10 protein-coding genes are annotated in these 12,169 nt (G+C 48.2%); all 10 read right to left on the minus strand.

What is annotated here, in order from left to right:
• Window positions 1–18: 18 nt before the first annotated feature.
• The 10 genes from cysE to NOM90_RS18665 all read right to left on the minus strand — a co-directional run bounded on the left by cysE (window position 19) and on the right by NOM90_RS18665 (window position 11,600).
• Complete coding sequence (gene cysE, locus NOM90_RS18620; protein WP_255944184.1) at window positions 19–696, minus strand: serine O-acetyltransferase; 678 nt, start codon at window positions 694–696, stop codon at window positions 19–21.
• Window positions 697–1,116: 420 nt separating this feature from the next.
• Complete coding sequence (gene gltX / locus NOM90_RS18625; protein WP_255944186.1) at window positions 1,117–2,574, minus strand: glutamate--tRNA ligase; 1,458 nt, start codon at window positions 2,572–2,574, stop codon at window positions 1,117–1,119.
• 35 nt (window positions 2,575–2,609) lie between these two features.
• A complete protein-coding gene (gene ispF, locus NOM90_RS18630) occupies window positions 2,610–3,098 on the minus strand; it encodes a 2-C-methyl-D-erythritol 2,4-cyclodiphosphate synthase (RefSeq protein WP_255944188.1) in 489 nt (162 codons plus the stop codon).
• Window positions 3,095–3,793 carry a 2-C-methyl-D-erythritol 4-phosphate cytidylyltransferase gene (ispD, locus tag NOM90_RS18635; RefSeq protein WP_255944190.1) on the minus strand — a complete coding sequence of 233 codons (699 nt, stop codon included), beginning with the start codon at window positions 3,791–3,793 and terminating at the stop codon, window positions 3,095–3,097. The genes ispF and ispD overlap by 4 nt, the downstream gene beginning before the upstream one ends.
• A gap of 383 nt (window positions 3,794–4,176) precedes the next feature.
• Window positions 4,177–5,250, minus strand: coding sequence for a DNA integrity scanning diadenylate cyclase DisA (gene disA, locus NOM90_RS18640; protein ID WP_255944192.1), 1,074 nt, complete (start codon window positions 5,248–5,250; stop codon window positions 4,177–4,179).
• A 39-nt stretch (window positions 5,251–5,289) separates the two neighbouring features.
• Window positions 5,290–6,666, minus strand: a complete 1,377-nt coding sequence (gene radA, locus NOM90_RS18645) for a DNA repair protein RadA (RefSeq protein ID WP_255944194.1) — start codon at window positions 6,664–6,666, stop codon at window positions 5,290–5,292.
• Window positions 6,667–6,924: 258 nt separating this feature from the next.
• Window positions 6,925–9,384 (minus strand): ATP-dependent protease ATP-binding subunit ClpC, encoded by a 2,460-nt coding sequence (gene clpC / locus NOM90_RS18650; protein WP_255944197.1) that lies wholly within the window; start codon window positions 9,382–9,384, stop codon window positions 6,925–6,927.
• A gap of 87 nt (window positions 9,385–9,471) precedes the next feature.
• Window positions 9,472–10,536 (minus strand): protein arginine kinase, encoded by a 1,065-nt coding sequence (gene mcsB, locus NOM90_RS18655; protein WP_255944199.1) that lies wholly within the window; start codon window positions 10,534–10,536, stop codon window positions 9,472–9,474.
• Window positions 10,537–10,550: 14 nt separating this feature from the next.
• Window positions 10,551–11,075 carry a protein-arginine kinase activator protein McsA gene (gene mcsA / locus NOM90_RS18660; protein ID WP_255944201.1) on the minus strand — a complete coding sequence of 175 codons (525 nt, stop codon included), beginning with the start codon at window positions 11,073–11,075 and terminating at the stop codon, window positions 10,551–10,553.
• Window positions 11,076–11,138: 63 nt separating this feature from the next.
• Entirely contained in the window at window positions 11,139–11,600 is a 462-nt protein-coding gene (locus tag NOM90_RS18665; RefSeq protein WP_255944202.1) for a CtsR family transcriptional regulator, read from the minus strand.
• Between the last annotated feature and the right edge of the window lie 569 nt (window positions 11,601–12,169).

The raw sequence follows: 12,169 nt of genomic DNA on the forward strand, positions 1-12,169 counted from the left end.
TCTCTCATACTTACCGTTTTAATTCTGTTCTCGATTTTTTACCGCACGCGGCGTATAAGGCTCAGCCTCTTGACGCACTTTATCCAATTCTTGCTGAAGCTCGCCAATTTGGCGCCGCAATTCGCAAATCGCATCGTGGGACGGATCCGGCATCTGATGACTTAAACGATCCACTTTGCGACCATGTTGTCTAACAATCTGCCCCGGAATTCCGACAACTGTACTATTGGGTGGTACTTCTTTGAGAACAACCGAGTTAGAACCGATATTGCTCTGATCTCCTACGGTGATTGAACCGAGCACTTTGGCTCCCGAACCGATCACTACATTGTTACCGATCGTCGGATGTCTTTTCCCTTTTTCTTTACCCGTACCGCCGAGTGTCACACCCTGATACACGACGACATCATCGCCGATTTCGCAAGTCTCGCCAATTACGATGCCCATACCATGATCGATAAACAAGCGGTTGCCGATTTTCGCACCTGGATGAATTTCGATACCGGTAAAAAAGCGACCGACTTGCGATACAATTCTCGCGAGTGTAAAACGCCGCCATGTATATAGCTTATGTGCAACCCGATGCGCCCAAATCGCGTGTAAGCCCGAATAGGTAAATACGACTTCAAACAAACTTCTTGCTGCCGGATCGTTGTCGAATACCGCCCGGATATCGGACTTCATCGATTTGAACATCGCTCTTCCTCGCTTCCATTGCCCAAAATAAAAAACGCCTCTGCAGCATGATTATGCTACAGAGGCGTTCGACCGCGGTTCCACTCTGCTTGAATCCTCTATGATCGAGAACTCATCTTATTCCAGCCCGTAACGTGGACGAATCGGTATACACTAGCTTCAACTCACAAATTGAAGTTCGAATATACAGCTCCCAGGTGCATTTCCATCTGCCGATCCGGACGACTTCCAGCTCCCGATCTCCGCTTAGATACGCGTGTGATCTTCGGCCGTCCTCTCTGAAGGTTCGGTGTACGATGTACTTCTCCCGTTCTTCGCTATAGAAATATTCAATTGATGAATGGTTAAGATAGATCTTGTTTAGCCATTATAAACGAATCTATAGGGTCTGACAATGATTTGTAACCTCGTTACTACTTCTTAAGCAGTCTGAGCTTGAAGACGTTCGATGACCGTTTCTTTGCCCAGCAAATAAATCGTTTGGTTCAGATCGCGCCCGTGCATTTGACCTGTCAACGCTACGCGGATCGGCATAAACAATTGTTTGCCTTTGATCCCGTTTTCTTTTTGCACTTCTTTGATCAGCGCTGCCATACGTTCCGGCGAGAACTCGTCGGATGCTTCGATTTTCGCAAGTAACGCGGACAAAGCGACTGGTGCTTTTTCGTCGGCAAGTACCGCACGTTCTTCTTCGCCGAATTCGATATCTTTGCGGAAGAACATTTCGGATAGGTTCACGATATCGGAAGCGGCATTCATTTGCTCTTGATAAAGTGCCACTAAACGCTGCGCCCAATCTTGCTGAGCAGCATCCAACGTTTGCGGAAGCAGACCTGCTTTTTGCAAATGAGGAATCGCAAGTTCCGAAATCCGAAGCGGGTCCGCTTGCTTAATATAGTAGTTGTCGATATGCGCCAACTTGTTCGGATCGAATACCGCCGGGCTTTTCGACAACCGATTCGCGTTGAAGATCGAAATCAATTCTTCGCGGGTGAACATTTCTTCTTCACCTTCCGGCGACCAACCGAGCAAAGCAATAAAGTTAAACAAAGCTTCCGGCAAATAACCCAGTTCTTCATACTGCGAAATAAATTGAATGATCGATTCGTTACGCTTACTCAGCTTTTTGTGATCATCGCCTACGATTAAAGTCATATGCCCAAAACGCGGTGGCTCAAAACCAAGCGCTTCATAGATCATCAATTGACGCGGCGTGTTGGAAATATGGTCTTCTCCGCGCAGTACATGGCTGATCTTCATCAGATGATCGTCCAGCACAACCGCAAAATTGTAAGTCGGAATTCCGTCGCGTTTCACGATTACGAAATCGCCTGTGTCTTCCGTTGTGAACGAAATTTCACCTTTGACCATATCGTCGAACGTATACGTTTTGTTTTCCGGCACACGGAAACGCACGCTCGGTACACGACCTTCTTCCGCAAAAGCTTGGCGTTGTTCGTCCGTCAAGTTGCGGTGTTTACCCGAATAACGAGGCGTCTGACCGGCTGCCATCTGCTCTTCGCGTTCTTTTTCGAGTTCTTCTTCGGTGCAGTAGCACAAATAAGCCAACCCTTTGTCGAGCAGTTCTTGCCAATAGGTTTTGTAAATATCAAGACGCTCCGTTTGACGGTAAGGTCCGTATTCGCCGCCTACGTCAATACTTTCGTCCCATTCGATGCCGAGCCATTTCATATAGTTCAATTGGCTTTCTTCGCCGCCTGCGACATTGCGTTTCACGTCCGTATCTTCGATACGCACGATGAATTTACCACCTTGGCTGCGTGCGAATAAATAGTTGAATAAAGCGGTTCTCGCATTACCGATATGCAAATGCCCGGTTGGGCTTGGTGCGTAACGTACCCGTACTTCTTGCGTCATGATTGTATTCCTCCCGTATCGTTTCTAAAACTCTTTCAAGATGATAGCATACCCTTTGTCAAACAAACAACGGCTTGCGCTGCAATGCCTTCGCCCCGTCCCGTGAATCCAAGCCACTCGGTTGTCGTTGCTTTTACGTTGATTTGCGATTCGTCCGCTCCTAATGTATTCGCGATAACCGTCACCATCTGCGGGATATAAGGCGCCATTTTCGGCTTTTGCGCAATGATCGTCGCATCCAGATTACCCAACGCATAACCGCGTTCTTGCACCATTTTCCATACTTGCTCCAGCAGCTTCACACTGTCTGCGTCTTTGAAAGCTTCATCTGTATCTGGAAAATGACGACCGATATCCCCAAGCGCTAACGCCCCTAATATCGCATCGCTAATCGTATGCAGCAATACGTCGGCATCCGAATGACCGAGAAGCCCTTTTTCGTAAGGGATGGTCACGCCGCCTATGATGCACGGTCTGCCTTCTACCAATTGATGCACATCAAATCCTTGTCCGATTCTAATCATGACTCCGCCTCCTTCCGATGAGTCTGAATCCAAAATTCCGCATAATTCAGATCTTCCGGTGTTGTGATTTTGATATTGGTATAACTTCCTTGAGCGACACTTACTGACGCGCCCAACCGTTCGATCAGCATCGAATCATCGGTCCCTAGAAAATCGGCAGCAACTGCTTCTTTATGTGCGCGCAGTAGTTCTTCTGTTCGAAATCCTTGAGGTGTCTGAATCGCCCATAACGCGCTGCGATCCGGCGTATCGATAATCGTACGGTTCTCCACGACTTTGATCGTATCTTTGACAGGTACAGCCAGAACCGCCGCTCCGCTTCGCTGCATTTCTTCGTAACAAGCCAATATTTGCTCCTGTTGAATAAAAGGACGCACGCCGTCATGAACCATTACCCACGGTGAAGTCACATGCTTCAACCCTTCGTAGACCGAATGCTGACGTTCCGATCCTCCGGCTACGACAAGCTTCACAAGCGGGCACTCCGCATCTCGAATATATCGTTCACACCGCTCCACATCCGCTTCTCCCGTAACGACGATGATCTCCGCAGTCGCGCCAAATTGCCCGAACGCTTCGATCGACCGTAAAAATAACGGGCGCCCATCGAGTTCGAGAAACTGTTTGCTTTCTTTCGTCCCCATGCGCGAGCCTCTACCGGCTGCAACCACGATGACGCTTAAATTTCGTTCCATGACGTTAAGCCCCGCCTTTGTTGTCCGTTTCGCTATTTCCGCGTCGTTTCATTATACTACAGCCCGCTACAAAAAGCGTCCTTTTGCTACGTACGTGGGCGCTGTGTAGTCGCTGCGTAGAGAATTCGTTCCGGTCGCGTGTTGAAATTGAGAAGCTCCACACAAACCAAAAGCTCCTCGCGAAATGCGGGAGCTTGATCAATCATTTGATCTCGATCTTGACGCTATTAATCTTTAAAAGGGTTGTTCCCCCAAACCCCCAGCGGAGTGATGTCGATTTGAGCGACTTTTGGCTTTGATTTCCTTCCCCGAATATTCCCCACCGAATCCAGAAATCAAAACAAGTGAAGCGAAAAGCGACATCACGGAGCGTCACGGAGCGCCTATACCTGACGTTCAATAAACACCTGATCTTGCAAACGGCGAAGCCCTTCTTTGATCGTACGTGCGCGAGCGCCGCCAATCCCATCGACTTCATCCAGTTCTTCCAACTCGGCGCGTACGACTTCGCCCAATTTTCCGAAATGCTCGGTCAAATTGTTCACGATCACATTCGGCAACCGTGGAATCTTGCTCAGTACCCGGTATCCACGAGGAACTAGCATTTCATCCATAACCGATACCGAAGAAGGATACCCCAGCAAACGTACGATATGAGCGGTATCTAGCAAGTCATCGTCCGTCGAACGGCGCAGCGCCGTCAATACGTCTTTCGATTTTTCTTCATCCGGTTGCGCGATATAATCTTTGATCAATAGCATCACTTCGCGTTCCGTGTTACCGACCAACTCTTCCATTTGCATCGCAATCAGTCTGCCTTCATTTCCAAGCTCACTGACATAACGCTGAATTTCGGTCTTGATCCGAAGTACCATTTCCACGCGGCGAATAACGCCTACGACTTCACCCAACGTAACCAATTCTTCAAACTCGGAAGCCGTTAAATTGGTAAGCGCCTGCGTTAAAACCACTTTGTATCGTTCCAACGTTTGGATCGCTTGATTCGCTTTGGTCAAAATAACGCCCATTTCTTTGAGCGTATAACGCAAGCTTCCCAGGTACAAAGTGATGATATTACGCCGCTGCGAAATCGATACAACCAACTTGCCGGTCTGCTTTGCAACTCGCTCGGCAGTTCGGTGACGAATCCCCGTTTCGGACGAAGAAATCGCCGAATCCGGAATCAGCTGTGTATTCGCATACAAAATGCGTTTTAAATCTTCGCTGAGAATAATCGCGCCGTCCATTTTGGCAAGTTCATACAGATAGTTCGGCGAAAAGTCACAGTTGATCGAAAAACCGCCATCGACCACTTCCATCACTTCCGGGCTATAGCCGACAACAAGCAACGCACCCGTTTTCGCTCGAAGCACATTTTCAAGACCGTCACGGAAAGGAGCTCCCGGAGCGACGAGCTTAAGCAATTCATTCATTTTTGCGGATTCCGATTCTTTCATTGGCTGCCTCCCATTGCGTTGATCCCTGTTGCCAACGCCTTACTCTAGCGCCGCTTTGAGCGCTTGCGATACGGTCTCAACTCCGATTAATTGTATACCTTCAGGATGCTTCCATCCTTTCAGACTTTTTCCCGGTAAAATAACCCGTTTAAATCCTAGCTTTAATGCTTCTTTCACCCTTTGCTCGGCTCTTGCTACAGCGCGTACTTCGCCGGTCAGACCGATTTCCCCGAATACGGCATCGTAAGGACGCGTAGGTTTGTCTTGCATGCTCGACGCAATGCTAACCGCTACCGCCAAATCGACAGCAGGCTCGTCTAATCGAACACCGCCTGCGACATTGACATAAGCATCTTGCGTTTGCATGTATAAGCCCATACGTTTTTCCAACACGGCAATAATAAGATTCAGACGGTTATAGTCAATGCCTGTTCCCATACGCCGCGGCGAAGGAAAGTGCGTCGTTGCGACCAATGCTTGAAGTTCGACCAGTACCGGTCTTGTTCCTTCCATACTTGCCACGACCGTCGTACCCGATACGCCCATAGCACGCTCCGATAAAAACAACTCCGAAGGATTGGTCACTTCATCGAGTCCATGCTCGCGCATTTCAAAAATCCCCATCTCATTCGTCGAACCGAAGCGGTTTTTGACTGCACGTAAAATACGGTACGTATGATGACGTTCGCCTTCGAAGTACAAGACGCAGTCGACCATATGCTCAAGCATACGAGGCCCGGCAATCGCGCCTTCTTTGGTCACGTGACCCACAAGTACAATCGCGATACCGCCATTTTTCGCCAAACGCATAAAACGGGCTGTACATTCGCGCACCTGCGATACGCTACCTGGCGCACTCGTCACGTCCGGTTGATACACAGTCTGAATCGAGTCAATGACCAGAAAGTCCGGAGCGATTTGTTCGATCGATTGTTCGATCTGCTCCATATTGCTTTCGCAAAGCACATAAAGCTGCGGTGACAATGCACCAAGCCGCTCTGCGCGAAGCTTCGTTTGCTTGACCGATTCTTCTCCCGAAATATAAAGGACTTTAAGCCCCGATGCCGCCAGCGAATGAGAAGCTTGCAGAAGCAGCGTAGACTTACCGATACCCGGATCTCCTCCGACCAGAATCAAAGAACCCGGCACGACGCCTCCGCCTAATACGCGATTTAATTCTCCGATCTTCGTATCGACGCGCGGTTCTTGTCCACTCTCTATATCGACAATTGACATCGGTTTTTGTGTACCTTGAAATAAAGAAGCATTCATCCCGGTCATACCTTGTGTTTTTACATTGCTGACCGTTTCTTCTACCATTGAATTCCAAGCTTGGCAGCCTGGACATTTGCCATACCATTTAGGCGACTCATAGCCGCAATCGGTGCAATAAAACTTCGTTTTTGTTTTAGCCATGGATCTCCTCTCTCACCAGTTTCCTGATGATCGCAAACCATCCGTTCACTTGTAACATACGGAAAGCTCTTCCTAGAAAAGTTTATCATTTATTAGCTATAAAAGTAAGAGTCCAACTCCCTGTTCGGCCTTCTGTCACACAAAAAAACCAAGCCGCAGAATAGATTCTGCGACTTGGATATTCAACAAAAGATCAACAGGAGTTTCCTCCTATACATCTCTTCTTATAAAAAGCTCAAACGCTAGTTAAGCAAAAGCTTACTTCTCTGCTTTTTCGATCTCTACCGTAGGCTCTTCGGACTTTTCAACAGACAATGCGTCGTCTTTTTCGTCGATGAGAAGGAAATCACCTTTAGCAACGCGACCTGTCAGCAATTCTTCGGACAAACGATCCTCGATATGCTTTTGAATTGCTCGACGCAATGGACGTGCTCCGTAAGCTGGATCGTAGCCTTCTTTTGCCAAGAATGTTTTTGCTGCGTCCGTAAGCTTGAAGTTCACGCCGTAATCGTTCAGACGTTTACGCAGTTCTTCGGACATCAATGTCACGATCTCGGCGATATGCTTCTCTTCGAGCGAATGGAAAACGATCGTTTCGTCGATCCGGTTCAGGAACTCCGGACGGAAGCTTTTCTTGAGCTCATCCATGACTTTACTCTTCATACTCTTATATTCTGCTCCGCTATCAGCTGCCGCCGTGAAGCCGAGCGTGGAGTTGCGGCGAATCGCATCTGCGCCGACGTTCGACGTCAGAATAATCAGCGTATTTCGGAAATCGACTACGCGGCCTTTGGAATCGGTCAGACGACCATCTTCCAGCACTTGAAGCAGGATATTGAAGACTTCCGGGTGTGCTTTCTCGATCTCATCCAGCAGTACAACGGAATAAGGTTTGCGGCGTACCTTTTCGGTCAGTTGACCGCCTTCTTCGTAACCGACGTATCCCGGAGGCGCTCCGACCAGACGAGAAGTCGAATGTTTTTCCATATACTCGGACATATCGATACGAATGACTGCATTTTCATCGCCAAACATCGATTCTGCCAATGCGCGCGCCAGCTCGGTTTTACCGACGCCTGTAGGACCAAGGAAGATAAACGAGCCCATCGGACGCTTCGGATCTTTCAGACCGGCACGAGCACGGCGGATCGCGCGGCTGACCGCAACGACGGCTTCGTCTTGACCGATGACCCGGTCATGCAGCAGGCTCTCCATATTGAGCAGGCGATCCGTTTCTTCTTCTTTGAGCTTGTTGACCGGAATTCCGGTCCAGCTTCCGACAACGTCCGCAATATCCTCAGGAGTTACTTCGGAATCGGTACGTCCTTGTTTTTCTTTCCATTGGTTCCGAGTCGTTTCTAACTCTTCGCGGATCTTCTGCTCCGTATCGCGCAGCGCCGCCGCTTTCTCGAACTCCTGGCTTTGAACGGCAGAATCTTTTTCTTTGCGAATATCATCCAAACGGTTCTCAAGCTGTTTCAGGTTTGGTGGTACCGTATACGAGTTCAATCTCACTTTGGAACCCGCTTCGTCGATCAGATCGATCGCTTTATCCGGCAAGAAACGATCTGTGATATAACGATCCGACAATCTAACCGCTTGTTCAATCGCTTCATCTGTAATTTTCACACGGTGATGCGCTTCATAGCGGTCACGTAATCCGTGCAAAATTTGGATCGCTTCGTCAACAGAAGGCGGATCTACCGTAATCGGTTGGAATCGACGCTCAAGTGCAGCATCTTTTTCGATATATTTGCGATATTCATCCAGCGTTGTTGCCCCGATGCACTGCAACTCACCACGTGCCAGCGAAGGTTTCAAGATGTTAGAAGCATCAATTGCACCTTCCGCTCCGCCTGCACCAATCAAAGTATGCAATTCGTCGATGAACAAAATAACATTGCCGGCTTGACGAATTTCGTCCATGATCTTTTTCAAACGATCTTCAAACTCACCCCGATATTTCGTACCCGCTACGACTGAACCCATATCGAGTGTCATTACGCGTTTTTCGCGGAGAGTTTCTGGAATTTCGTTATTGACGATCTTTTGTGCCAGACCTTCGGCGATTGCTGTTTTACCGACACCTGGTTCACCGATCAGAACTGGATTGTTTTTCGTCCGGCGACTCAACACTTGAATCACGCGTTCGATTTCTTTGCTACGTCCGATAACCGGATCGATATTGCCGTCTTTAGCGTATGCGGTCAAATCACGCGCCAAGCTATCCAGCGTAGGTGTGCTGACATTAGCTGGTGTTCCATGATGACTCGACACCGCTTCGCTGCTACCGAGCAATTGAAGAACTTGTTGACGTGCTTTGTTCAAGCTGATGCCCAAGTTGTTCAGAACTCGTGCGGCTACGCCTTCGCCTTCACGAATCAGACCAAGCAAAATGTGCTCAGTACCTACATACGTGTGACCCAGCTTGCGCGCTTCGTCCATCGACAATTCGATTACTTTTTTCGCACGAGGCGTGTACGCAATATTGGTCGGTTGCTCTTGCCCGCGTCCGATCAGCGTTTCCACTTCGCTTTGAATTTGTTCTAAGCCTAGACCTAGACCGATCAATGCTTTTGCTGCAATTCCTTCACCTTCACGGATCAGACCGAGCAGGATATGTTCTGTACCGATATTATTGTGTCCAAGTCTCACTGCTTCTTCTTGAGCGAGTGCCAAAACTTTCTGCGCACGTTCCGTAAATCTGCCAAACATCATATGCCAAGCACCTCCACAAAGTAGTGAGCGATAGTCGACCGAAAATAAACGACCATACTCTATTTTCAACCGACTTAACTTTACCTATTACCCTTTACTCTTCACTAACTTGTCCCGGATCAACTGCGCCCGGTACATATCTTTCTCCGATGTATTCATTGTAGCACCGAACGTTTTCTGAAGGAAATACGGTTGGGTCAAAATGGTCAATTCATTGAGCAACATTGTCGAAAGCCCATCAATCCAACCCAGATCCACGCCTAACCGAACATCTGATAAGCGTTGCGCTGCTTCTTTGCCATCGATGATTGCCGCATAATTCAAAATTCCGTAAGAACGCATCACACGATCGTACAAACGAATCTTTGATTCTTCGACAAGCCGATTGCGCGCCTGACGTTCATATTCGATAATCTGCATCACAATTCCTTCCAGATTATCGACGATCTCGGTTTCACTTTGCCCAAGCGTGATCTGATTCGAGATTTGAAAAAGATTGCCTTGCGCTTCGCTGCCTTCTCCGTAAATCCCGCGAACGGTAAGCCCGACTTGAGATACAGCACTTAGCACGCGGCCAATCTGATGCGTCATCACAAGCGCCGGCATATGAATCATGACCGAAGCGCGCAATCCTGTGCCTACATTCGTTGGGCAGCTGGTGAGATAGCCTCGGCGATCATCAAACGCGTAGTCGATATACGCTTCTAATTCATCGTCGACCATCGTCGCCCGCTCCCAAGCTTGCTTCACCTGAAAGCCCGGATACAGACACTGAATCCGAATATGATCTTCTTCATTAATCATAATGCTTAACGACTCGTCTTCACTAAGAACCACCGCAGCCTCTTGAGATTCATTGGCAAGCATCGGGCTAACCAACCGTTTCTCAACCAGTACTTGCCGATCGATTTCATTTAACTCATCAAGCTGTACTGATTGCATATTACCCAATTTCTCGGCAGCTTGCTCAGCAGCTTGAATCACTTGGTTTCTCGCTTCTTCGGCTTGTTCCTCACTGGCTACAAGCGGAAAAGGCTGCGACCGAAGATTACGCGCGATCCGAATACGGCTGCTGATCACAATATCGGAGTCTTGTCCTTCGGCTTGCATCCAAGTGCTCAACGCTTTTTCTGTAAATGCAAATTCAGACATCTAACGATCCTCCTTTACCGCTGCGAACGCTGCATTTCAAGATCGCGAATCCGATCTCTAAGCTGCGCCGCCGTTTCGAATTCTTGCTTCTCGATACTTTCTTGCATTTCTTGCTTAAGACCATCGATTTCGCGTTGTAGATGAAGATCCGCTCCTCCGCGCTTAGGCACTTTCCCTACATGCGCGACACCGCCATGTACACGTTTCAACAATGGATCGATCTTGTCGTCAAAATATTTGTAGCAAGAACTACACCCAAAACGCCCAATCTTGCGAAACTGTGCATACGTCATTCCACATTCTTCACAGTGTAGCTGCGTGGTTTGAGCCGAAGTTCCGGTGTGCGTTTTACCCGCCATATCGAAATCCAAAAATCCAGAAAGTAAATTATGGATTGAAAATCCGCCGGATGTTCCCGGAATCATTTCGCCTTTTTCACGCGCGCACTGCTCACAGATATGGAATTCATTTTTTTCGCCGTTAATAATTTTCGTAAAATGCAGGGTTGCGGGCCGCTGCTGACATTCTTGGCACAGCATTCGCCCCACCTCCTTTACCTGAATAAACGTCTATACAAGATTTCTTCGTATATCCGTTGCGTACTATTGTCCCATCAATGCAATCAGCATCGCCTTCATAATCCGTGCACGAATCTCGTCCCGGTAAGGAAGTTTCAGCAGCAAAGTTTCTCGCTCGATCGCGGAACGCATTAATGCCGCTTCACGTTTAGTAATCAAATTCGCATCTTTCAAACGGTAAAGTAATCCTTCCGCAGCAGACTGCGTCATTTCATTGCCAATCGTCTCATGCACATGGGTGTGCAGCTCTGAATGTGTAGGAAGCTCGATTCGTTGAATCCGGATATATCCGCCTCCACCTCGTTTGCTGACAACCAAATATCCCTTTTCTAATGTAAAACGTGTACTAATTACGTAATTGATCTGAGACGGCACGCAAGAAAAGCGATCTGCCAAATCATTACGTTGAATCTCGATCATCCCGCCTTGACTTTCTTGTAAAACGGTCTTTAAATAATGCTCGATGACATCAGAAATATTACGCATCGACTCACCCTCCACCATCTGCCTGAGCCGCCGCTCGTCTGCCTTCTTCCTGTGGAGCCTTCTCTTAAAATAACCCTCACGCAAAAAGGAAGAAACGTCTAGTTGTTTCGAGGCACCATCTATTTGCGGCGTGTCGCAGGGTATTTGTACCTTTATTTAGTCAGTTGACTTTGACTTTCTTTGACTTTTTATTTATTATAGCATATTTTTTTTGTTTCACAAGGGAGAGGAGCGAGCCTGCTTTCGACCTGCGCTTCGTTGTCCTTTCCCCCTTTCATTTGAAATAGAGCTTTAGAGGTGAGGGGAAAGGGCAAAGGCGCTTCGGTTCGAAAGCAGGCTCGCTCCTGGGGCGGGGGCGAAAAGCTGCTCAAGCCTTTTGGCGCTTGAGCGGGTGGAGCAGGGCAAGGGCTTGGCGGCTCAGACTCGCCGTCATTGGGAAAGAGGCAGCGGCGTTGCCGGCTGCAAGGTCGTTCAAGATCATAAAATCAAAGGAAAAGATAGCTTTAAGACGCTTAATCTTTATGGCAACGTTTCTGTTCGAGTGAACTTTCACTCTTAACATTCTTTAC

Source organism: Saccharibacillus sp. JS10 (assembly GCF_024436065.1).
Lineage (GTDB): Bacteria > Bacillota > Bacilli > Paenibacillales > Paenibacillaceae > Saccharibacillus.

Excerpts from the sequence above, each read along its gene's own strand:
- cysE (WP_255944184.1), bottom strand. The coding sequence starts at position 696 with ATGTTCAAATCGATGAAGTCCGATATCCGGGCGGTATTCGACAACGAT.
- gltX (WP_255944186.1), bottom strand. The coding sequence starts at position 2,574 with ATGACGCAAGAAGTACGGGTACGTTACGCACCAAGCCCAACCGGGCAT.
- ispF (WP_255944188.1), bottom strand. The coding sequence starts at position 3,098 with ATGATTAGAATCGGACAAGGATTTGATGTGCATCAATTGGTAGAAGGC.
- ispD (WP_255944190.1), bottom strand. The coding sequence starts at position 3,793 with ATGGAACGAAATTTAAGCGTCATCGTGGTTGCAGCCGGTAGAGGCTCG.
- disA (WP_255944192.1), bottom strand. The coding sequence starts at position 5,250 with ATGAAAGAATCGGAATCCGCAAAAATGAATGAATTGCTTAAGCTCGTC.
- radA (WP_255944194.1), bottom strand. The coding sequence starts at position 6,666 with ATGGCTAAAACAAAAACGAAGTTTTATTGCACCGATTGCGGCTATGAG.
- clpC (WP_255944197.1), bottom strand. The coding sequence starts at position 9,384 with ATGATGTTTGGCAGATTTACGGAACGTGCGCAGAAAGTTTTGGCACTC.
- mcsB (WP_255944199.1), bottom strand. The coding sequence starts at position 10,536 with ATGTCTGAATTTGCATTTACAGAAAAAGCGTTGAGCACTTGGATGCAA.
- mcsA (WP_255944201.1), bottom strand. The coding sequence starts at position 11,075 with ATGCTGTGCCAAGAATGTCAGCAGCGGCCCGCAACCCTGCATTTTACG.
- NOM90_RS18665 (WP_255944202.1), bottom strand. The coding sequence starts at position 11,600 with ATGCGTAATATTTCTGATGTCATCGAGCATTATTTAAAGACCGTTTTA.